Origin of the sequence: Microbacterium sp. LWO12-1.2, assembly GCF_040675875.1 — a bacterium.
Lineage (GTDB): Bacteria > Actinomycetota > Actinomycetes > Actinomycetales > Microbacteriaceae > Microbacterium.
Map to the genome: position 1 here is coordinate 1,280,023 of NZ_JBEGII010000001.1, position 22,618 is coordinate 1,302,640.

General features: G+C 67.9%; 19 protein-coding genes. All 19 read right to left on the minus strand.

What is annotated here, in order from left to right:
- The 19 genes from MRBLWO12_RS06075 to aroC all read right to left on the minus strand — a co-directional run bounded on the left by MRBLWO12_RS06075 (position 1) and on the right by aroC (position 22,546).
- Positions 1-1,959 carry a primosomal protein N' gene (locus MRBLWO12_RS06075; RefSeq protein ID WP_363553664.1) on the minus strand — a complete coding sequence of 653 codons (1,959 nt, stop codon included), beginning with the start codon at positions 1,957-1,959 and terminating at the stop codon, positions 1-3.
- A gap of 16 nt (positions 1,960-1,975) precedes the next feature.
- Complete coding sequence (metK, locus tag MRBLWO12_RS06080) at positions 1,976-3,169, minus strand: methionine adenosyltransferase (RefSeq protein WP_363553666.1); 1,194 nt, start codon at positions 3,167-3,169, stop codon at positions 1,976-1,978.
- A 91-nt stretch (positions 3,170-3,260) separates the two neighbouring features.
- On the minus strand, positions 3,261-3,518 hold the full coding sequence (gene rpoZ, locus MRBLWO12_RS06085; RefSeq protein WP_045280265.1) for a DNA-directed RNA polymerase subunit omega: 258 nt from the start codon (positions 3,516-3,518) through the stop codon (positions 3,261-3,263).
- Between the two features lie 121 nt (positions 3,519-3,639).
- A complete protein-coding gene (gmk, locus tag MRBLWO12_RS06090; protein WP_363553669.1) occupies positions 3,640-4,548 on the minus strand; it encodes a guanylate kinase in 909 nt (302 codons plus the stop codon).
- Positions 4,541-5,383, minus strand: a complete 843-nt coding sequence (gene pyrF, locus MRBLWO12_RS06095; RefSeq protein ID WP_363553671.1) for an orotidine-5'-phosphate decarboxylase — start codon at positions 5,381-5,383, stop codon at positions 4,541-4,543. The genes gmk and pyrF overlap by 8 nt, the downstream gene beginning before the upstream one ends.
- Positions 5,380-8,667 (minus strand): carbamoyl-phosphate synthase large subunit, encoded by a 3,288-nt coding sequence (gene carB / locus MRBLWO12_RS06100; protein ID WP_363553673.1) that lies wholly within the window; start codon positions 8,665-8,667, stop codon positions 5,380-5,382. Before carB ends, pyrF begins: the two co-directional genes overlap by 4 nt.
- Positions 8,667-9,812, minus strand: a complete 1,146-nt coding sequence (carA, locus tag MRBLWO12_RS06105; RefSeq protein ID WP_363553675.1) for a glutamine-hydrolyzing carbamoyl-phosphate synthase small subunit — start codon at positions 9,810-9,812, stop codon at positions 8,667-8,669. The genes carB and carA overlap by 1 nt, the downstream gene beginning before the upstream one ends.
- The gene (locus tag MRBLWO12_RS06110; protein ID WP_363553677.1) at positions 9,809-10,321 is read right to left on the minus strand and encodes a hypothetical protein; all 513 of its coding nucleotides are present in this window, start codon (positions 10,319-10,321) and stop codon (positions 9,809-9,811) included. The genes carA and MRBLWO12_RS06110 overlap by 4 nt, the downstream gene beginning before the upstream one ends.
- On the minus strand, positions 10,318-11,622 hold the full coding sequence (locus tag MRBLWO12_RS06115; protein ID WP_363553679.1) for a dihydroorotase: 1,305 nt from the start codon (positions 11,620-11,622) through the stop codon (positions 10,318-10,320). The genes MRBLWO12_RS06110 and MRBLWO12_RS06115 overlap by 4 nt, the downstream gene beginning before the upstream one ends.
- Complete coding sequence (locus tag MRBLWO12_RS06120) at positions 11,619-12,584, minus strand: aspartate carbamoyltransferase catalytic subunit (protein WP_363553681.1); 966 nt, start codon at positions 12,582-12,584, stop codon at positions 11,619-11,621. Before MRBLWO12_RS06120 ends, MRBLWO12_RS06115 begins: the two co-directional genes overlap by 4 nt.
- Positions 12,581-13,111 (minus strand): bifunctional pyr operon transcriptional regulator/uracil phosphoribosyltransferase PyrR, encoded by a 531-nt coding sequence (gene pyrR, locus MRBLWO12_RS06125; RefSeq protein ID WP_363553683.1) that lies wholly within the window; start codon positions 13,109-13,111, stop codon positions 12,581-12,583. Before pyrR ends, MRBLWO12_RS06120 begins: the two co-directional genes overlap by 4 nt.
- 100 nt (positions 13,112-13,211) lie before the next feature.
- A complete protein-coding gene (locus MRBLWO12_RS06130; RefSeq protein ID WP_363553685.1) occupies positions 13,212-14,789 on the minus strand; it encodes a Rieske 2Fe-2S domain-containing protein in 1,578 nt (525 codons plus the stop codon).
- Between the two features lie 111 nt (positions 14,790-14,900).
- A complete protein-coding gene (locus tag MRBLWO12_RS06135) occupies positions 14,901-18,191 on the minus strand; it encodes a DEAD/DEAH box helicase (RefSeq protein WP_363553687.1) in 3,291 nt (1,096 codons plus the stop codon).
- Between the two features lie 55 nt (positions 18,192-18,246).
- Positions 18,247-18,657 carry a transcription antitermination factor NusB gene (gene nusB / locus MRBLWO12_RS06140; protein WP_141871983.1) on the minus strand — a complete coding sequence of 137 codons (411 nt, stop codon included), beginning with the start codon at positions 18,655-18,657 and terminating at the stop codon, positions 18,247-18,249.
- A 3-nt stretch (positions 18,658-18,660) separates the two neighbouring features.
- Positions 18,661-19,221 (minus strand): elongation factor P, encoded by a 561-nt coding sequence (gene efp / locus MRBLWO12_RS06145; RefSeq protein ID WP_363553689.1) that lies wholly within the window; start codon positions 19,219-19,221, stop codon positions 18,661-18,663.
- Between the two features lie 74 nt (positions 19,222-19,295).
- Positions 19,296-19,733: a type II 3-dehydroquinate dehydratase gene (aroQ, locus tag MRBLWO12_RS06150; protein ID WP_363553691.1), complete on the minus strand. Its 438-nt coding sequence runs from the start codon at positions 19,731-19,733 to the stop codon at positions 19,296-19,298.
- A complete protein-coding gene (gene aroB, locus MRBLWO12_RS06155; RefSeq protein ID WP_363553693.1) occupies positions 19,730-20,818 on the minus strand; it encodes a 3-dehydroquinate synthase in 1,089 nt (362 codons plus the stop codon). Before aroB ends, aroQ begins: the two co-directional genes overlap by 4 nt.
- The gene (locus MRBLWO12_RS06160; RefSeq protein ID WP_363553695.1) at positions 20,815-21,333 is read right to left on the minus strand and encodes a shikimate kinase; all 519 of its coding nucleotides are present in this window, start codon (positions 21,331-21,333) and stop codon (positions 20,815-20,817) included. Before MRBLWO12_RS06160 ends, aroB begins: the two co-directional genes overlap by 4 nt.
- Positions 21,317-22,546: a chorismate synthase gene (gene aroC / locus MRBLWO12_RS06165; protein WP_363553697.1), complete on the minus strand. Its 1,230-nt coding sequence runs from the start codon at positions 22,544-22,546 to the stop codon at positions 21,317-21,319. Before aroC ends, MRBLWO12_RS06160 begins: the two co-directional genes overlap by 17 nt.
- Between the last annotated feature and the right edge of the window lie 72 nt (positions 22,547-22,618).

Here is a 22,618-nt window from a genome sequence, read left to right on the forward strand (position 1 = left end):
TCAAAGCTCTGGATCGAGGATATCGAGGCGAACCGAGAGAGCGCTCCTCGGATTGCGGCCCCGGCCGCGGCGACTGGCCACCGCTTCGGCCACGACCGCCGCGCGCAGCACGGTCGCCACGCGGCTTCCGGCTGCGTACTCGAAGCGCACCAGCGCCCTGACTCGCGGCGGCACGTCATCGGACTCCATCGGTACGGGGCCCAGCACGGCATCGGCCGGGAGGGCGAGTTCGCCCAGTGCGATCAGCGCGCGCGAGACCGCCGCGGCCGTCCCTTCGACCAGCGCCACCCGTGTGGTCGGCGGCATGTGCAGCGGGGCTCTGCTCTCGAGCTCCGACCGTGCATAGCCGGCCTGATTCCACGTCGCGAGAGCGCGGGCCGTGCCGCCGTCGACACCGACCAGGTGCACGGGCGCTCCGGGAGCGGCGAGGGCTGCCGCGTTCGACCACCACCGCAGACACGATTCGCCGACGCGCAGATCGGGCGCCTGCAGCATGCGGGGCCCATCGAGGAGCACGACAGCGCGGTAACCGCCATCTGCGAGTGGTTCAGCGCCGCGGGTGGCGACCACGAGAGCGGGCTTCGCATCGACACGTTCGATCGGATGAGCGCTGTCGGCGACGATGACCCGCACACCGGGGAACGCTCGTCCGAGCTCATCCGCCGTGCGCTCGCTCCCGGATGATGCAAGTCGCAGTTTCGTCGAGGAGCACGACGGGCACGCCCAGGCCCGCGCTCCCCTGCCGCACCAGCCGCACACCGGGACCGCGCCGCGGTGACGCGCGCCGAGAGGACCTCCGCAGTGCGCGCACCGCGCGGGTGCGCGGCACTCGGCGCATACCAGGGACGGCGAGAAACCCGGGCGGGACACCTGCACGAGCACCGGCCCCTCTGCCGCAGCGGTCCGCGCCGCGAGGAACGCCGACGAGGGCAGACGTTGCGCGGTCGGTTGCTCCATCTCCTGAGGAGTGCTCAGCACCACTCGGGGAAGGACGCGGCGGGTCGCCCGCACGTCCTGCAACCACCCGTGCGCGACCAACCGCTCGACGTCGGTGGTGCGGGTGTGGCCGACGAACAGGAGCGCGCTCTCCTCCTGCTCCTGACGCAGCAGCGCGGCGTCGCGGGCGTTGACATAAGGGGCCAATGGCTCACCCAGAAGTGGATCGCCGTCATCCCATATCGCGACGAGCCCGGCGTGCACGGGGGCGTACACGGCAGACCGATTGCCGACGACGATGCAGGGCGCGTCCTCGAGCGTGCGGAGGAACGAGCGGTACCGGGCCGGATTCGTCTGCCGAGAGTCGTACCGGATGATCGTCTCTTCGGGCGCGATCTGCGCGAGTGCGGTGAGCAGTCGATCGAGGTCACGATGATCGGGGACGATCAGGATCGACGACTCCCCCGCCGCCAACGTCTGCACGGCAGCGGCGGCGAGGAGCGACGCCCAGAGCGGCCCGTCAGCGCGTACCCCCGGAACCGCTTCCACAGCCGCGCGGCCGTGGTTCTCGAGCACGCTGAGCAACCCGTCGTAGGTGTCGAGCACTCCCGTAGCGTGCGCCAGTGCTGCATCGTCGGGCCCGACGGTGGGCGAATCCGCAGTCCAGGCCTTCTCGACGCGCACCTGACGCTTGGGGATCACGAGCCGGAGGATGTCGGATTCCGACCCCGCAGCCCGATCAGCGACGCGTCTGGCGAGGCGATGCAGGCGCTCCGGCAGCACCGACACCGGAGACACGATGCTGTCGACCTCGGAGAGCGGACGATCCGCATCGTCTTCGACACCGAGCTCGACGACATAGCCGTCGATCACGCGCCCCGCGGTGCGTAGCGGAACCTTGATCCGAGCGCCCAGCGGAACGTCACCGAGTTCGGCCGGGAGCGAGTAGTCGAAGAGACGGTCCAGTTGTGGCAACGGGGAGTCGAGGAGCACCCGCGCGATGCGACGGCTCTCCGAACTCATGAGAACCGAAGCCCCATCAGAGACCGGCAGCGCGGCGCAGCTCTTCGACGCGGTCGGTGCGCTCCCAGGTGAACTCCGGCAACTCGCGTCCGAAGTGTCCGTAGGCGGCGGTCTGCGCGTAGATCGGGCGCAACAGATCGAGCTGGTCGATGATCGCCTGCGGGCGCAGGTCGAAGACCTCGTTGATCGCGCGCGTGATGATCTCGTCGGACACCCTGCCGGTGCCGAAGGTCTCGACATACAGGCCGACTGGACGGGCGACCCCGATCGCGTACGCAACCTGGACCTCGAGCCTGTCGGCGAGCCCTGCGGCGACGGCGTTCTTCGCGACCCAGCGGGTCGCGTAGGCGCCCGAGCGGTCGACCTTCGACGGGTCCTTGCCGCTGAAAGCGCCCCCACCGTGACGCGCGGCGCCACCGTAGGTGTCGATGATGATCTTGCGGCCGGTCAGTCCGGCATCGCCCTTGGGGCCACCGGTCACGAAGGGGCCGGCGGGGTTGATGTAGAACGTGACGTCGTCGAGGTCGAGACCCGTGTTCTCGAGGATCGGCGCGATGACGTGCTCGCGCACCTGCTGCTGCAGGTCTTCCTGCGAGATGTCGGGGTGGTGCTGCGTGGACACGACGACCGCGTCGACGGTCTTCGGGGTGAACCCGTCGTAGCCGAGCGTGACCTGGGTCTTGCCGTCGGGGCGCAGGAACGGGAGGAGTCCGCTGCGGCGCACCTCGGCGAGTCGCTCGGCGATGCGGTGCGCCGTCCAGGCGGCCATCGGCATGAGCTGCGGGGTCTCGTTGGTCGCGAAACCGAACATGATGCCCTGGTCACCCGCGCCGAGGCCGTCGAGCGGGTCGACGGAAGAGCCGTCGCGATGCTCCTGCGCGTTGTCGACGCCGTGGGCGATGTCGGTGGACTGCTCTCCCACCGAGATGCTCACTCCGCACGAGTCACCGTCGAATCCGGTGTCGCTGGACGTGTAGCCGATGCCGTTCACGACCTGTCGGACGATCGTGGGGATGTCGACGTACGCCTCCGTGCGGATCTCGCCTGCGACATGGACGAGTCCGGTCGTGACGAGCGTCTCGACGGCGACGCGCGATTCGGGGTCTTTGTCGATGAGGCCGTCGAGGATGCTGTCCGAGATCTGGTCACAGATCTTGTCCGGATGTCCCTCGGTGACGGACTCGGACGTGAACAGACGCAGGGCGCTCATCGATACTCCAGAACGGGATGGGTGAGAAGAAGGGCGGATACACCCATTCTGAACCGCGCCTCGGACAGAGTGCGAGGCGCGGTCCGGAATATCACTCCGCGTGACGCAGGCGGAGCTTGTCCTCGTTGATCTCGTGCAGAGCGATCGTGAGCGGCTTGTCCTCGACCGAGGAGTCGACCAGCGGTCCCACGTTGTCGAAGAGGTTGCCTTCGTGCAGGTCGGAGTAGTAGTCGTTGATCTGACGGGCGCGCTTGGACGCGTAGATCACGAGCTCGTACTTGGAATCGACTCGATCCAGCAGGTTGTCGATGGGGGGATCGATGATGCCCTTGTTGTGGTGTCCGGCCATGGTTGACCTCCTGATCAGGCGACGGGATCGTCGCGAAGACGGTGCTGCAGGCACGCGACCCTTCGACAAGCTCAGGGGCCCAGGTGGCCCTTCGACAGGCTCAGGGACCCAGCTCAGCGGGTCAGCGTGCAGAGCTTGAAGACAATTCTACGACCTCAGCGGCGGCATCGGCGACGTTCTCGTTCACGATGAGGTGATCGAACTCGTTCTGGGCGGCCAATTCGACCTTCGCGGTGCGCAGTCGTCTGGCGCGTTCCTCGGCGCCCTCAGTGCCTCGACCGACCAGTCGCTGCACGAGTTCGTCCCAGCTCGGCGGCAGCAGGAAGATCAGCGTGGCGGCTGGTTCTGCTGCTCGCACCTGGCGCGCACCCTGCAGATCGATCTCGAGCAGGACCGTCTTCCCCTCGGCCAACGCGGCATCGATCGGTGGGCGCGGGGTGCCGTAGCGTGAACGGTTGTGCACGACGGCGTACTCGAGCAGTTCGCCGTGCTCGATGAGCCGGTCGAACTCGGCGTCGTCGACGAAGTAATAGTGCACGCCGTCGATCTCGCCCGGGCGTGGCGGGCGCGTGGTTGCCGAGACCGACAGGTGGATCTCGGGGTGGTTCTCACGGATGTGGGCCGCCACTGTTCCCTTACCCACGGCGGTGGGGCCGGCGAGCACGAGCAACCGGCTGCGCGCTCCGCGCGGGGACAACGGCGGGAAGCGTCCGTCGAGCCAGTGCTCGAGCACGACCCGTTGCCGGGCGCCGAGCCCTCCGAGCCGTTTCACCGGCGAGATCTGGAGGTCTTCCAGCACACGGTCGCGCTTGCCCGCACCGATCGCTGGCAGGGCGAGCAGGAAGTCGGTGATCCGCATGGATCCCTCGACCGAGTCCGGATCTTCGATCGCTCGATGCAGCACGGCCTGAGGCGTGATGACCCGCATGGTCAGGTCGCGCTTGAGCGAGGCACGGGCGCGTCGACGCTCGACGGCCTTGCGCGCGGCAGCGGCCCGATCGACCTCGGGGATGACTCGTGTCTCAGCCACGTGCGGCCTCCTGGTATTGCGCGACGCGCGCTTCGATCGCTGCGGCGATGCCTTCCGGTCCGGCACCGAGGATGCTGCGGCTCTCGCTGGCGATGACGCACGCCGCCATAGCGCCGAAACGGTCAGCGAGGTCGGCCGGCTCCGCGCCCTGCGCTCCGAAGCCGGGGGCGAGGATGGGCGCGTTCGGAGCGAACGCGTCGATACCGGCAGCCGACCAGTCGACGGTGGCGCCGATGACCACACCGATGCTCCCCCACTCCCCTGAGGCGACCGCTGCCTCGTTCCTGGTCGACACCTCGGCGAGAACTCCCGCCGCGACCGAGCGATCATCGCCACGCGAACGTTGCAGCGGTTCGGCTTCGGGATTGCTGGTGGCGGCGAGCACGAAGACGCCCTTGCCGTGCTGTGCGGCGAGAGAGAAGGCCCCGTCGAGCGCGCCGACGCCGAGGTACGGACTGACCGTCAGCGCATCGGCTTCGAGTGCGGAGCCCGGAGTGAGCCAGGCGGCGGCGTACGCATCCATCGTCGAGCCGATGTCACCGCGCTTGGCGTCGGCGATCACGATCAGACCCGCGGCACGCGCGGCCGCGAGCACCTCTTCGAGCGCGACGAACCCGGCGGATCCGAAGCGCTCGAAGAACGACACCTGCGGCTTGACGATCGCCACTCGGCCGACCGCCGCGTCCACCGTGCGCAGACCGAACTCCCGCACACCGGCGGCGTCCTGCGTCAGACCCCAGGCGTCGAGAAGCGCCGCATGCGGGTCGATCCCGACGCAGAGCGGCCCGGACGAGCGGAGTGCCGTCCGGACGCGCTCACCGAAACCTGCGCTCACACCGTCGCCTTCCGGTCCAGCGCGTACTCCTGGAGGCTCTTGACGTCGAAGCCCTCGTGCGCGGCGTCCATACCGCTGACGGCTGCGCCGAGCACCGCCATGGTGGTGAAGAGCGCCTTGTCGGCCGCGACGGCCGCCGCACGGATCTCGTAGCCGTCCGCACGCGCTGCTCCACCCGAAGGCGTATTCACGACGATGTCGATCGAACCGTCGTTGATCAGATCGACGACGTTCTGCGCACCGCTCTCCTGGGTCTCGCTGTACTTCTCGACGACCGTGACCGCGATGCCGTTGCGCGAGAGGATCTCGGCGGTACCCTCGGTCGCGACGATCGTGAAACCGAGCTGCTGCAGACGGTGAGCGGGCAGGATGACCGCACGCTTGTCAGAGTCGGCGACCGAGATGAAGACGGTGCCAGAGGTGGGCATTCCGCCGTACGCTGCGGCCTGGCTCTTCGCGAACGCCGTCGGGAAGTCCTTGTCGATTCCCATGACCTCACCGGTCGAGCGCATCTCCGGGCCGAGCACGGAGTCGACGATCTTCCCGTCCTTGGTGCGGAAGCGCTTGAACGGAAGCACCGCTTCCTTCACAGCGACCGGTGCACCCAGGGGCACCCGCGAGCCGTCGTTCTCGGGCAGCAGGCCCTCGGCCTTCAGCTCGGCGACGGTGGACCCTGCCATGATGCGGCTGGCCGCCTTGGCGAGGGGGATTCCCAGGGCCTTCGAGACGAACGGCACCGTGCGGCTCGCGCGCGGGTTGGCCTCGATCACGTAGAGCACTCCGGCGCTGATCGCGAACTGTACGTTCAGCAGCCCGCGCACGCCGACGCCCTCGGCGATCGCGAGAGTCGCGATGCGCACCCGGTCGATGTCGGAACGGCCCAGCGAGATCGGCGGCAGCGTACAGCTGGAGTCGCCGGAGTGGATGCCGGCCTCTTCCAGGTGCTCCATGACGCCGCCGATGTAGAGGTCGGTGCCGTCGTAGAGCGCGTCGACGTCGAGCTCGATCGCGTCATCCAGGAAGCGGTCCACCAGCAGCGGCTTGCCCGGTTCGATGATGACCTCGCCTGCCGTGCGCACGAAGTAGTCGCGCAGGCTGGGCGAGTCGTAGACGATCTCCATGCCGCGACCGCCGAGCACGAAGCTCGGGCGCACGAGCACCGGGTATCCGATGTCCTCGGCGATGCCCACGGCACCGTCCACGTCGATGGCCGTGCCGTGTCGCGGGGCGACGAGGCCGGCGGCGTCGAGGATGCCGCTGAAGAGCTCGCGTTCCTCGGCGAGGTCGATCGCCTCGGGGCTGGTGCCGAGCACGGTGTACCCGGCGTCCTGGATGCCCTTGGCGAGTCCGAGCGGCGTCTGGCCACCCAGCTGGCACACGACGCCGAGGATGGTGCCGCTCGCGGCCTCCGCATCGAGCACCTCGAGCACGTCCTCCAGCGTGAGCGGCTCGAAGTAGAGCCGGTCGGAGGTGTCGTAGTCGGTCGAGACGGTCTCCGGGTTGCAGTTGACCATGATGGTCTCGAACCCGGCATCCGACAGCGCGAACGAGGCGTGCACGCAGGAGTAGTCGAATTCGACACCCTGGCCGATGCGGTTCGGTCCCGAGCCGATGATGACGACCTTCGTGCGCTCGGAGGGCGTGACCTCGGTCTCAAAGTCGTAGCTCGAGTAGTGGTAGGGAGTGAGGGCGGGGAACTCCCCTGCGCAGGTGTCGACCGTCTTGTAGACCGGACGGATGCTCAGGCTGTGGCGGAGTCCACGGACCTCGACCTCGCTGATGCCGCGGATCTCGGCCAGCTGGGCATCGGAGAAGCCGTGTTCCTTGGCGTAGCGGAGGGTCGCGGCATCCAGTTCAGGAGCGGTGCGCACGATCTCGGCGACCTCGTTGATCAGCACGATCTGGTCGAGGAACCACGGGTCGATCGCGGTGGCGTCGAACGCCTGCTCGATGGTCGCGCCCTTGCGCAGCGCCTGCTGCAGCACCACGATGCGGCCATCGGTCGGGGTCTTCGACACCTCGAGCAGCTCCTCCAGGGAGCGCTCTTCTGCACCCCAGTGGAAGCTCGATCCGCGCTTCTCCAGCGAACGCAGCGCCTTCTGCAGCGCCGTCGCGTAGTTGCGACCGATCGCCATCGCCTCGCCGACCGACTTCATGGTCGTCGTCAGGGTCGGGTCGGCGGCCGGGAACTTCTCGAACGCGAAGCGCGGCACCTTGACCACGACGTAGTCGAGCGTGGGCTCGAAGCTCGCAGGGGTGACGCCCGTGATGTCGTTGGGGATCTCGTCGAGGCGGTAGCCGAGGGCGAGCTTGGCCGCGAGCTTCGCGATCGGGAAGCCCGTCGCCTTCGAGGCCAGTGCGCTCGAACGCGAGACGCGCGGGTTCATCTCGATCACGATGATGCGGCCGTTCTCGGGGTTGACCGCGAACTGGATGTTGCAGCCACCCGTGTCCACCCCCACAGCGCGGATGATGTCGATGCCGATGTCGCGCAGCTTCTGGTACTCACGGTCGGTGAGCGTCAACGCCGGGGCGACGGTGATCGAGTCACCCGTGTGCACGCCCACCGGGTCGACGTTCTCGATCGAGCAGACCACGACCGTGTTGTCGGCCGTGTCGCGCATGAGCTCGAGCTCGTACTCCTTCCAGCCGAGGATCGACTCCTCCAGGAGCACCTCGTTGGTCGGCGAGTCGTGCAGGCCGGCGCCGGCGATGCGGCGCAGGTCCTCCTCGTCGTACGCGAAGCCGGAGCCCAGGCCGCCCATCGTGAAGCTGGGACGCACCACCAGGGGGTAGCCGAGCTCGTCGGCCGCGGCGAGCACCTCGTCCATGGTGTGCGCGATGCGGGAGTCGGCGACGTCGGCGCCGGCGTCGAGCACCAGCTGCTTGAAGATCTGACGGTCCTCGCCCTTGTTGATCGCCTCGAAGTTGGCGCCGATGAGCTCGACGTCGTACTTCTCGAGGATCCCGTGGTTGTGCAGCTGGATCGCCGCGTTCAGTGCGGTCTGACCGCCGAGCGTCGGAAGGATCGCGTCGGGACGCTCCTTCGCGATGATCGTCTCGATGACCTGCCAGGTGATCGGCTCCACGTACGTCGCATCGGCGAAGTCGGGGTCGGTCATGATGGTGGCGGGGTTGGAGTTCACCAGAATCACGCGCACGCCCTCCTCACGGAGGACGCGGCACGCCTGGGTGCCGGAGTAGTCGAACTCGCAGGCCTGACCGATGACGATCGGGCCGGAGCCGATGACGAGGACGGAGCGGATATCGTCGCGCTTGGGCATTACTTGGCGTCCTTCTTGGTGGCCACGACCAGGTCGCGGAACCGGTCGAAGAGGTAGTTGGCGTCGTGGGGGCCGGCTGCGGCCTCGGGGTGGTACTGCACGGAGAATGCGGGGATGTCGAGGGCTCGCAGTCCCTCGACCACGTTGTCGTTCAGGCCCACGTGGCTGACCTCGACCTTGCCGTAGCCGTTCGGGCTGTCGAAGGAGCCCTCGAGTGGGGCCTCGACGGCGAACCCGTGGTTGTGCGCGGTGATCTCCACCCGGCCGGTGGTCTTGTCGAGCACCGGCTGGTTGATCCCCCGGTGTCCGAACGGCAGCTTGTAGGTGCCGAGGCCGAGCGCACGACCGAGCAGCTGGTTTCCGAAGCAGATGCCGAAGAAGGGCAGTCCGTCGTCGAGCACCGCACGCAGCAGCTCCACATGCCCGTCGGACGCGGCCGGGTCGCCGGGGCCGTTGGAGTAGAACACCGCGACGGGGTCGATCGCGCGGATCTCCTCGATCGTGACGTTCTGGGGCAGCACGTGCACGTCGAACCCGCGCGCCGCGAGGTTGTCGATCGTCGCCTGCTTCACGCCGAGGTCCAGCACGGCGAGGTTGCCCACGCGCTCACCGATCCCTGTGGTGATGGTGGCGACGTCGACCGAGACCTCGGCCGAGAGGTTGCGACCAGCCATCTGCGGAGCCTCACGCACGATGCGCACCTGCTCCTCGGCGTCGAGCGCTGCGGCGTCACCCGAGAAGATCCCCCCGCGCATCGAGCCGGCTGAGCGGATGTGGCGCGTGATCGAGCGGGTGTCGATGCCGCTGATGCCGACGATGCCGTCCTGAACGAGGATCTCGTCCAGCGAGGCGTTCGCCCGCCAGTTCGACACCACGCGTGAGGGGTCGCGCACGATGTAGCCGGCGACCCAGATGCGACGGGACTCGGTGTCTTCGTCGTTCATGCCGGTGTTGCCGATGTGCGGCGCGGTCTGCAGCACGATCTGCCCGGCGTAGGACGGATCGGTGAGCGTCTCCTGGTAGCCGGACATGCCGGTGGCGAAGACGACCTCGCCGAGGGTGGTTCCGCGGGCGCCGTAAGCGCGGCCGACGTGGCGGGTGCCGTCCTCGAGGACGAGTACGGCGGGTTCGGGCAGAGCGGTCATCGTGTGGCTCCTGTGTCGGGGGCAGCGGGGACGAGCCGCTGCAGATCAGAGATGAGGGTTCGGGGATCGCCGGTGGCGAGACGGAGGTACGAGTCGACGATCGTCTCGTCGTCCGCGTTCCAGGCGATGCGGATGAGGCCGCCGGGTTCGACCACACGGTCGATCGTGACCGTGGCTCGATCGACCGCGACGAGTCGCGAGGAGGCCAGGAACACGGTGGGCGCTCCGTCGAGGCACAGCGCGACACCGCGATCGGTCACGGCCAGCTCACCGCGGGCGCGGTACTCCAGCGGCGACACCGTCACGCGCTCGAGCGGCTGCTCGTGCCGGGTCGTCGAGACGTAGAGCACCTCGTCGCGGCGGGCGACCTCGGCATGCTCCGGCACTCCGAGCGGAGCGCTGAGCGCCGAGTCGCGTCGGAGTCGTCGTCGCCAGGCGAGGAGCATCGTCAACAGCACCAGCAGCGCCACGGCGATCGTGATCGCGATGGCGAGATCGCGTGTGCTCATGCGTTCAGCTCCTCGACCACGGAGCCGGAGTCGACGGTCACGATGCCGCCGTGGACGGTGAACTCCACGCGACCGGGCAGGGCGCGCCCCAGGTACGGCGAGTTCACACTGCGCCCGTGCAGGTCGGCCTCGGTGAAGACACCGTCGATCGAGGCGTCGTAGAGCGCGATGTGACCGGGCTGTCCGACTTCGAGAGGCGTGCCGTGTCCGGCGAGCTGACCGATCCGTGCCGGCGTGGCGCTCATGACGCGTGCGACATCGCTCCAACCGATCAGGCCGGTCTGCACCATCGACTGGTGGACCACGCGCAGGGCACTCTCGAGCCCCACCATGCCGTTCGCGGCTGCCTGCCACTCGCAGGCCTTGTGCTCGCTGGGGTGTGGAGCGTGATCCGTGGCGACGATGTCGATGGTGCCGTCGGCCAGGCCTTCGCGCACGGCGAGCACGTCTTCTTCGCGGCGCAGCGGCGGGTTCACCTTGAACCGTGCGTCGTACCCGCGCACGAGCTCGTCGGTCAGCAGCAGGTGATGCGGCGTGACCTCGGCCGTCACCGCGATCCCGCGCTTCTTCGCCCAGCGGATGATGTCGACCGATCCCGCGGTGGACAGGTGGCACACGTGCAGCTTCGAGCCGACGTGCTCTGCGAGCAGGACATCGCGGGCGATGATCGACTCCTCGGCGACGGCCGGCCAGCCGGCGAGGCCGAGCTCGGCCGACACGATGCCCTCGTTCATCTGGGCGCCCTCGGTCAGGCGAGGGTCCTGCGCGTGCTGAGCGATCACGCCGCCGAACGACTTCACGTACTCGAGGGCGCGGCGCATGATCAGCGGGTCGAACACGCAGAAGCCGTCGTCGCTGAAGACGCGCACCTTCGCCCGGGAGGTCGCCATGGCGCCCAGCTCGGCGAGACGTTCGCCCTTCTGCCCGACGGTCACGGCGCCGATCGGCTGCACGGTCGCGTACCCCGCCGCCTCGCCGAGCGCGAGCTCCTGCTCCACGACACCGGCCGTGTCGGCGACGGGCGAGGTGTTCGGCATCGCGAACACGGCGGTGAAACCACCGGCGGCCGCTGCCCTGGTACCGGTGAGGATCGTCTCCGAAGCCTCGTACCCCGGCTCGCGCAGATGCGTGTGCAGGTCGACCAGACCGGGAAGGGCGACCAGGCCGTTCGCGTCGATGACACGGGCTCCCGCCCTGCTGAGCCCGGTGCCGATCTCGGCGATCACACCGTTCTCGATGATGATGTCGGCGCTCTCGGCGCCCACCAGCTGTGCACCGGTGATCACGAGGGTCTCGCTCACAGGTCTCCCCCTCGTTCGTCGTCTCGTTCTCCTGCCAGCAGCAGGTACAGCACCGCCATGCGGACGGATACTCCGTTCGCGACCTGCTCCAGCACCGTGGAACGGGCGGAATCGGCAGCTGCGGAGGAGATCTCCAGCCCGCGGTTCATGGGTCCGGGGTGCATCACAATGCTACCGTCCGGCAGACCGGCCACACGCAGTGCGTCGAGCCCCCAGCGTCGCGAATACTCCCGCTCAGTGGGGAAATACGCGGCGTTCATCCGCTCGAGCTGGATACGCAGCATCATCACTGCGTCCGGCTCGTCGGCAAGGGCGACGTCGAGGTCGTAGAGCACGCGTACAGGCCACTGCGACACGTTCTGAGGCACGAGCGTCGGCGGGGCGACGAGCGTGACGTCGGCGCCGAGCGTCGTCAGCAACCAGACATTCGATCGCGCGACCCGGGAGTGCAGCACGTCACCGACGATCACGACCCGCAGGCCGCCGAGATCCCGGCCGCGGCTGTCCGCCCCGAAGCGGCGCTTGCGGATCGTGAACGCGTCGAGGAGCGCCTGCGTGGGGTGCTCGTGCGTGCCGTCTCCCGCGTTGACGACGCCGGCGGAGATCCAGCCGCTCGTCGCGAGCGTCTGCGGCGCTCCGGAGCTCGGGTGACGCACGACCACCGCGTCGGCGCCGATCGCCTCGAGCGTCTGGGCGGTGTCCTTCAGGCTCTCACCCTTGGAGACGCTCGATCCCTTCGCCGCGAAGTTGATCACGTCGGCGGAGAGGCGCTTGGCTGCGGCCTCGAAGGAGATGCGGGTGCGGGTCGAGTCCTCGAAGAAGAGATTGACGACGGTCTTGCCGCGGAGGGTCGGCAGCTTCTTGACCTCGCGGGACTGCGTGTCCGCCATGTCCTCGGCGACATCGAGGATGCGCAGCGCGGTGGCCTTGTCGAGGGTGTGGGTGTCGAGAAGGTGCCTCATGCGCCGATCGTCACCTCTTCGGCCCCATCGTTCTCGAACAGTCGAACGTTGACCCGCTCGGTGCGGGCGGAGGGGATGTTCTTGCCGACGAAGTCGGGACGGATGGGCAGCTCGCGGTGGCCCCGATCGACCAGGATCGCGAGCCGCACGACAGCGGGGCGTCCGATCGACTGGATCGCGTCGAGTGCGGCCCGGATGCTGCGCCCGGAGAAGAGCACATCGTCGACGAGCACGACCGTCTTGCCGTCGATGCCGCCGACCGGGATCTCCGTCGGACGAGGAGAGCGCGTCGGATGCTTCGAGAGGTCGTCGCGGAACAGGGTCACATCCAGCGCACCCACGGGAACGGACTCCTGGGCGATCTCGCTGATCAACGTGCCCAGGCGGTGTGCGAGAGTGACGCCGCGGGTCGGAATGCCCAGCAGGACGAGGTTCTCAGCGCCCCGATTCGATTCGAGGATCTCATGAGCGATGCGGGTCAATCCCCGCGAGATATCGGCTTCTTGCAGCACAGTGCGCGTGCTCATCTGCCGCTCCCTTCTCCGCCTCACAGGACGGTGTTAAAGGTTGCTTGTGAGTCGAGTCTATCGGAGACGCTCAGACTCCGACGACGTCAGTCCGTGCCGGTCAGCTCGCCGTCTCCACCAGCTCGTCGGCGACGTTCTCCGCCTTGGTCGCGCGGATCGGGTGACCGCTCGTCGACAGGCAGCTTCCCGTCTTCAGGTCCCATTTCCAGTCATGCATGCTGCAGGTGAGCACGCCATCCTCATCGACCTTGCCGGTCTTCGTGAGGTCGGCGCGCAGATGCGGGCAACGGCGCTGCACGACCCAGTCGCCGATCACGGCGTCCTCGTTCTGGTCGGTCTGCTCCTGGTACCAGTTCTCGACATACTCGATCCGGTCCACCGACAGGCACTTGAGGAACGTGGTGAGGAACTCGTTGAACTTGCCGCTGCGACCCACCTGGAACTGCATCGACAGGAAGATCGAGTTCGACCAGTCGATCTCATGGTCCTGGATGTTGGTCGACACGAGATCAGCGGGGATCGTGTACCAGTACACGCACTCCTCCCCTGCGTACTCGCGCACCTTGGCGCGGGGGAAATCGACGACCATGTCGAGCTCGCCGATGCGGAACCGCACGTTGCCGCCGACGCCGAGGCGGATGGTGCGCGACTTCTTCAGCAGGGGCTCCCACCACTCCTTGATCGCCGCGAGCATCTCGTCCGGAGGGATGATTTCGGCGCGCGACGCCTCCTCATCGAGGATCTCCTGCTGACGGCTGGCTCGCTGCTCCTCGAGATAGTCCCACTTCTCGTCGAAGATGTGCGTGAGCTCGGCCTCGCTGTAGAGCGTCTGCTCCGTCGTCACCTCGCCACCGTCGACCGTGACGAGCGTGCCCGGCACGAACAGATGACCGTCGTACTGCGGAGACAGCTCCTTCATGTGCGCGAGGAACTGCTTCTGATCCGTGAAGATCGACTCGCCGTTCTTGCCCAGTCCGTTGAAGTCGAACAGGTCGTCACGCAGGAACATGGGCGGCCCGGCCATCGGGAACACATGTGGTGCGTCGACCTTGTCGATGTAGTACATCGCACGCTTGTTCTGCGAGTCGCGCTTGAGCTGCGCGAAGTTCTGCTTCGCCTCCAGCGGCAAGTCGTAGACCATGGGCCACCAGATCGCGCCGGACACCTGCGTGAAGTAGGCATCGGGCTTGCCGAAGTGGAGCAGCGAGTCGAGGTCGAGCGGATGCGAGTCGTTCTGGTTCAGCATCGAACCGGTACCGTCATCGACGCTCAGCGAGGAGTCCCCGATGGGCCCGTCACTGGGTGCACGCAGCGGGGTGATCATGATCTTGAGCGCGCCGCGCTGGATGATCTCGCCGGCGGGGGCGTACGTGATGTTCGAGAACCCGAGTGCACGGATGTCGCGCTCGAGGTCGTCAATCGGGTACTCCGGAAGCAGGACCTCGATGTCCTTGGAGATGTAGCGCTCGAGGAGCTTCGGGTCGAAGTGATCGCGGTGACGATGCGAGATGTAGAGGAAATCAGCCTCACGCCCGAAGCGCTCCCAATCGAGGCCCCGGTTGTCGGGGAACGGGAACCAGGAGCCGAAGAAGGACGGACCGAGCACGGGGTCGCAGATGATGTTGCCGCCGACCGTCTCGATGAACATCCCGGCGTGACCGAGTCCCGTGATCCGCATTGCGCTCCTCCTGTGCATCCCGGGCACCCGATCCGGATGCCTCGTATGGACGCGCTCGATTCTACCGGCGGCATGCTGGACGAGCCGTCTGACCGGCCGTGAGAAAACCGCTCAGTCGTCGAACAGCCCGCGGATGTCGTCGGCCGTGAGCGACTGAGCGAACAGCGCCTCGTCGTCCATGACGGCGGTGAACAGGCGTGCCTTGCGCTGTTGCAGCTCGCGGACCTTCTCCTCGATCGTCCCGGCGGAGATCATGCGATACACGAAGACCTGACCGGTCTGGCCGATGCGATGCGTGCGGTCTATCGCCTGCGCCTCGGCGGCAGGGTTCCACCACGGGTCGAGCAGGAACACATAGTCCGCCTCGGTGAGAGTGAGCCCGAAGCCACCGGCCTTCAGGCTGATCAGGAACACCGGCTGCTCCCCTGCTCTGAAGCCCTCCACGACGTCCTGTCGACGGCGCGTCGACCCGTCGAGGTGGGCGTACGGAATGCCCGCCTCCTCGAGCCGCGCGGCCGCGAGGTCGAGGAACGACGTGAACTGGCTGAACACCAGCGCACGGTGCCCTTCGGCCTGCAGCTCCGCCACGCGCTCGAGGAGCGTGTCGAGCTTGCTGGAGCCGATGTCGGCGTCGTTCTCGTCGACGAGTCCCGGTGCGAGGCTCAGCATGCGCAGCAGGGTCAGAGAACGGAAGACGATGAAACGGTTGCGGTCGAGGTCGTCCAGGAGGCCCAGGACCTTCTGCCGCTCCCGCTGCAGCACCACGTCGTAGAGGGACCTATGGGCCGCGCTCAGTTCGACCTCGAGCACCTGCTCCTGCTTCGGCGGCAGATCCGGAGCGACGAGTTCCTTCGTGCGGCGCAGCATCAGCGGTCGGATGCGGCGACGCAACTGCGCGAGCCGGCGCTGGCGGTACTCCCCGCCCTCTTCGTTCTCGGGGACCTTGCCCTTCTCGATCGGCTGGATGTAGCGATCGCGGAACTTCCGAGCGGACGGGAAGAGGCCAGGAGCCGCGAGCTTCAGCAACGACCACAGATCCGAGAGGCTGTTCTCCATCGGTGTTCCTGTCACGGCGTACGTGACGTCGGCGTGGAATGTCGAGATCGCCCGATGCAGCTTGGTCTTCGGGTTCTTGACGAACTGGGCCTCGTCCAGGATGAGCCCGGCCCATTCGACCGCGCCGAACTCCTTCTCGTCGAGCCGCGCGACCGTGTACGAACTCACGATGACGTCGGCGCCAGCGGCAGCATCAGCCAGGGTTCCGCGACGCGTTCCGCTGGTGCTCTCCACGATGGTCACCCGGAGCTCTGGCGTGAATCGCGCTGCCTCCGTCCTCCAGGTGCTGAGCACCGAGGTCGGCGCGAGCACGAGGAACGGGCGCCGCTCCCCCTGGTCGCGCGTGTGCTGCACGAAGGTCAGCAGCTGGAGCGTCTTGCCGAGCCCCATGTCGTCGGCCAGAATGCCGCCGAGCCGGTGTCGCCACAGGAAGGCGAGCCAGTCGAATCCGGACTTCTGATACGGACGCAGCTCAGCGCGAAGCCCCGAGGGCACAGGAGTCGACGGCACACCGGTCGCCTGGCGCAGGCCCTCTGCGGTGGAGCGCCAGCTCACGGCGGGCTGCGCTTCATCCGCGAGATCCTCGAACTCCTCCCAGAGATCGGTCTGATAGCGGCTGATGCGCGGCCCGGTCTCCCACTCGTCGAGTTCACCCGCCTCTTCGATCAGCTCGCGCAGTCGGTCGAGCGCCGGATGGTTCAGGGGGAAGTAGCCGCCGTCGGACAGCAGCAGCTTCTTCTTCCCCTTGCTGAGCGCGGAGAACAGCGGGCCGAACGGAATGCTCCTTCCGTCGATCCTGACGATGATGCCGAGATCGAACCAGTCCGCGTCCGTTGTCTCAACCGTCGACACGGCCACCTCGGGCGTGCCGGTGAGTTCCCGATACTCCTTGCGCACGCCGGTCGTGACGACGGTGACTCCCACTCGTTCGAACGCAGGCACGACCTGGGCGATGAAGGCCGCGGCATCGATGTCGTGGAACGAACCGGCAGCCCGGAACCGAGTGGCCATGTGCTCCTGCCACACGCTTTCGAGCTCGGCACCACGCACCTCTTCGGCTTCCGGATCGCGCACCGCCGCGTGGCTGGACGCGAACGGCACGGTACCGAAGCCGCGATACGACCACACGAACGAATAGCTGACGACGTCCCCCCTCTCGAAGGCGACGTTCAGAACGGGTTCCGGCGGCGGGATCACCGGCAGCGCCACATCCCCGATCGCCTGCACGACGGTACGACGTGCGAGCAGCGGATAGGCCTCAGCGACGAAGGCCTCCTCCTCCTGCGTCGGCACGACGATCGGGCGCCGCGCCTCCAGCAGCGCACGCACCTGGGTGCTCAGGGGTGCCTCTGCAAGCGTGATCTGGATCCGACTGCCGAGCTGAGTGGCCGCGTACACTCCCGAGCGCCCGATGGGGTGGACGTCTGCGGCGGGGACATCCGTCCCGTCGATCATCACGGTGGGAGCGAGAGTCAGCGCCCTCTCGTCGTCCCTGCTGATGCGCGCGGAGATCTCCGCCGTGTCTGCCAGGCGCACGGTCGAGCTCTTCTGATTGGCCACCAGGGGAATGCCGAGAGCCGCTCCTGCGCGCAGATGGCCCCACAGGAGTCCGGACTCGATCTGGTCCAGCACCAGCCAGTCGCCGGCGTTGCCCGACAGCAGCGAGTCGCGCGAGATGCTGAGCAGGTCGCCGAACCAGCGGTTCTGCACGCGGCCGAACTGAGATGCGTCGCGTCGCACGATGTCCCACGTGGCGTGTCCTTGGATCCACGCTCCGCTCTGATGGCTGCGCATAAGCGGGCGGATCGCCAGGAGAAGCTCGCCCGTGCCTCTGGCGAGGTCTCGCGGAGTCGCCGGACGCACCGCCCGTGGACCCCAGTGGTTGTCGCCGCGCGGCTCGCGATGGCGCAGCTCGACGCCGAGGGCCAGCGGGCGCGTCTGTGCGGTGGCCGTCTGATCCACCAGCGCCCGCCATGACGGTGCCGCCGGTGGCGTAGCAGGTGGCGTCGACGCGGCGGGCTCTACCGTGATCGCTCCGCTCTGCTGCGAGTACTCATGCACGTTCGACGCGAGAAGCGCCGCGACCACATGCTTGCATCCGGAACGGACAGGGCATGAACACCGCGTCGAGCGCGCGTGACTCTTGCCGTTCGACGACACGAATCCGACCTCGACGAGGTACGTCGCGTCGCGGCTGCCCCTCACGTGGGCTTCGAGCTCGTGCCTGTCCTCGTCCCAGACGACGTCGAGGACGTTTCCCTCGCGGAAGTACGCCAGCCCGCGTGCGTAGCCACCGGCATCCGTGATCTGCATGAGATGACGGAGGTCGACGTGAGGTGCGGGCATGCCACCATCCTTCCCGCAGAGTCCGACATGGGCCCGACGGCCCGGACGAGAGGGGTCAGGCGGAGCGCGAGACGCGCGCGAGCACGCCGTGCACGAACGCACCGGAATCGTCGGTCGAGAACTCCTTGGCGAGCTCGACCGCCTCATCGATGGCTACGGCTGTCGGCACCTCGTCGTTGTAGAGGATCTCCCAGACGCCGATGCGCAGCAGAGCGCGGTCGACGGCGGGCATGCGCTCGAGCTTCCAATCACGACTGTGCGTCGTGATCTGCTCGTCGATCTCGTCGCGGTGATCGACGATGCCGTCGACGACCTCGCGGGCATACAGCCAGGAGGCCTCACGGGCGGGTTCGCTCGCGGCTCGCTTCGCCTCCGCGGCGAGGGCCACAGTGACCTCGTCACCACGGACGTCGGCGGAGAACAGGATGTCGAGAGCGCGCTTGCGCGCCTTCGTGCGGGCGCCCACGCCTTACTTCTCGCGGCCGAGGTAGCCACCCGTGCGCGTGTCGACCTTGACCTTGGTGCCGGCCTCGAGGAACAGCGGAACCTGCATCTCGTAGCCGGTCTCCAGAGTCGCGGGCTTCGTGCCTGCGGAGGAGCGGTCGCCCTGCAGGCCGGGCTCGGTGTAGGTCACCTCGAGCACGACGGAGGCCGGCAGGTCGATGTACAGCGGGTTGCCGTTGTTGAGCGCGATCGTGACCTGCTGGTTCTCCAGGAGGAAGTTCTTCGCATCTCCGACCGTGGCGGCGCCGACCGTGATCTGGTCGAAGTCGGTGGCGTCCATGAAGACGTAGCCGTCGCCATCGGTGTAGAGGTAGGTGTAGTCGCGGCGGTCGACGTTCTCGATGTCGATCTTCGCACCGGCGTTGTAGGTGCGGTCGACGACCTTGCCCGAGACGACGTTCTTGAGCTTCGTCCGCACGAACGCTCCGCCCTTGCCAGGCTTGACGTGCTGGAACTCGATGACGCTCCAGAGCTGACCGTCGATGCTGAGGACGACGCCGTTCTTGATGTCTGCGGTAGATGCCATGCGCTGCGGGTTCCGTTCGTGTGTGGTTTTTTCGGCCGCCCTTCCCCGAGGACAGGGTGGACCGACAGTCGATTCTACGGGATGAGCGCGAGCAGCTGCCGCACGGCGTTCGCGTAGCCGTCCACGCCCTCGCCGATCACCCGCACTGCGGCGACATCGTGCAGGTACGAATGGTGCCGGAACTCCTCGCGGGCGTAGACGTCGGAGATGTGCACCTCGGCGAACGGCAGGCTCACCCCGGTGAGCGCGTCACGCAGCACGACGGAGGTGTGCGTGAGCCCTCCGGGGTTGATCACGATGCCCTCGCAGTCCGCGCGGGCATCGTGGATCGCGTCGATCAGCACGCCCTCGTGGTTGCTCTGCACCGCGCGCACCTCGAACCCCGAGTCCGCCGCTGCAGCTCCGGCGATCGCCTCGACATCGGCAAGCGTCGCGGTGCCGTAGATGTCCGGCTCCCTGGAGCCGAGCAGATTGAGGTTCGGGCCGTTCACGAGCAGGAGACGGCGTGTCATGCGCCGACCTCCTGGTAGGCCGCGAACAACAGGGACTCGTCTGGCGCCTGCAGCACGGTCGGCTTGGCGATGTCATCGAGCAGGATGAAGCGCAGCATGCCGCCGCGGCTCTTCTTGTCGCGCTGCATCGTGGCGAGCAGCGCCGGCCATGCCCCCGCCCGGTACGAGGTGGGCAGTCCGAGCGACTCGAGGATGGTGCGGTGGCGGAGCGCCGCCGCATCGGGAAGCCGGCCGGCGAGACGTGAGAGTTCAGCGGCGAAGAGCATGCCCACCGAGATCGCCGCACCGTGACGCCACTTGTAGCGCTCGGAGTGCTCGATCGCGTGTCCGAGCGTGTGCCCGTAGTTGAGGATCTCGCGCTGACCCGCCTCGCGGAAGTCGTCGGACACGACCTTGGCCTTCATGTCGATCGCGAGCTCGACCGCGCGGCGGAACTCATCGGTCGTCGTGTCGATCGCCCGCGCCGGATCGGCCTCGATGATGTCGAGGATCTCCGGCGCCCAGATGAATCCGGCCTTGACCACTTCGGCGAAACCGGCGGTCGCCTCGTTCGGGCTCAGGCTGGCGAGCTCGTCGAGGTCGCCGATCACGGCACGCGGAGCCCAGAAGGCCCCGACCAGGTTCTTGCCCTCGGCGGTGTTCACACCGGTCTTGCCGCCGACGGAGGCGTCGACGAGCCCCAGCACGGTGGTGGGAACCTGCACGACTTCGATGCCGCGCAACCAGGTCGCGGCGACGAAACCGGCGAGATCGGTGACGGCGCCTCCGCCGTAGCCGATGACAGCGTCGGTGCGGGTGAAGTCGGCCTGGCCCATGACCTGCCAGCAGAAAGCGGCGACCTCGATGCGCTTGCCCTGCTCGGCATCGGGGATCTCGGCGAGCAGCACCTCGCGGGGGCCGTTGGCGGTGTCGGCGAGCAGCCGGTCGCGCAGCTCGCCGGCGCGTGCGGCCAGCGTCGGCGGGTGCACCACCAGGATCTTGCGCACAGCGGGCGAGAGCGCCGCCGAGACGCGGTCCAGGATGTCGCGTCCGATCGTGATGTCGTAGGGGTCGTTCCCGGTGACGCTGATTGTCGTCGTGCTCATCGCTGCTCTCTTCTCCATGCCACGATCTCGTCCGCGATCCTCTGCATCGGTCTGCGGGACGTGTCGAATGTCGTCGACGAGACCTCGTCGTACCAGCCGCGGCGCTCCTCGAAGATCGCTTCCCAGCGCGCCAGCGGGTCCTCTCCGGACAGGAGCGGTCGACTGCTCCCCCGGATCCGATCGGCGACCGCATCGGCAGAGACCGTGAGGAACACGACGGCGTGCTCACGCAGCAGTTCACGTGTGCCCGCGTCGGTCACGGCTCCGCCGCCGAGCGAGATCACGCCGCCCTCCGCGAGCGCGGCAGCAACAGCCGCACGCTCCAGATCGCGAAAATGCCCTTCACCGTGCTCGGCGAAGATCGCCGGGATCGGACCGTGCTCGGCGACGATGCGCTTGTCGGTGTCGATGAACGCCACGCGCAGTCGTCGAGCCACCCGGCGACCCACGCTGGTCTTGCCCGCGGCCATCGGGCCGACGAGGACCAGCGTGAGGGGCTCAGCCTCGCTCGTCATGCGCGATGAGCGCCGCCTCGGACGCCGGGGTCGTACGCAGCTCCTCCGGGATACCGGCGAGGTACCCCTCGAGGTTGCGCCGCGTCTCGCGGATGCTGTCGCCACCGAACTTCTCGAGCACGGCGCGTGCCAGCTCGACCGCGACCATGGCCTCGGCCACGACACCCGCCGCGGGGACAGCGCAGACGTCGGAACGCTGGTGGTGGGCGGTGGCTTCGTCGCCGGTGGCGATGTCGATCGTGCGCAGGGCGTGCGGCACCGTGGCGATCGGCTTCATGCCCGCGCGCACGCGCAGCACGGTGCCGGTCGACATGCCGCCCTCGGTGCCACCAGCGCGGTCGGAGCCGCGGGTGATGCCGTCGGCGGTGGCGAACAGCTCGTCGTGGGCTGCAGAGCCGCGACGGCGGGTGGTCTCGAATCCATCGCCGACCTCCACGCCCTTGATGGCCTGGATGCTCATGAGCGCCTGTGCGAGCCGCGCGTCCAGGCGACGGTCCCAGTGCACGTGCGAACCGAGTCCCGGCGGCAGACCGTAGGCGAGCACCTCGACGATGCCGCCGAGCGTGTCGCCGTCCTTCTTGGCATCGTCGACTTCGGCCACCATAAGCGCCGAGGTGGCGGGGTCGAAGCAGCGCAGCGGATCGGCGTCGAGCAGGTCGACATCGTCCGGCGTCGGGAGCACGGAGCCATCGGGCACACGGACGGGTCCGATCGACAACGTGTGGCTGACGAGGCGGATACCCAGCTCGCCGAGGAACGAGCGGGCGATCGCGCCGAGGGCGACGCGCGCGGCCGTCTCCCTGGCGCTGGCGCGCTCGAGGATGGGCCGCGCCTCGTCGAAGTCGTACTTCTGCATGCCGACCAGGTCGGCGTGGCCGGGGCGAGGGCGGGTCAGCGGAGCGCTGCGGCCTCGCGACTTGTCGGTGAGCTCGACGGGCTCGGGGTTCATGACCTCGATCCACTTCGGCCACTCGGTGTTCCCGATGCGCAGGGCGATCGGGCTGCCCAACGTCTTGCCGTGGCGCACGCCGCCGGAGATGCTGAGCTCGTCCTGCTCGAACTTCATCCGTGAGCCACGTCCATAGCCGAGCTTGCGGCGGGCGAGATCGGCCTGAATGGCCTCGGAGGACACCGGGACGCCTGAGGGCAGTCCTTCCATCACAGCGATGAGTTCTGGGCCGTGCGATTCGCCGGCAGTGAGCACGCGGAGCATTGCTCCAGTCTCCCATGGGTTGCGGTCCTTGACGCGCCGCGTGTCGCCGTGCCGCGATGTGGGCGTGAGCCC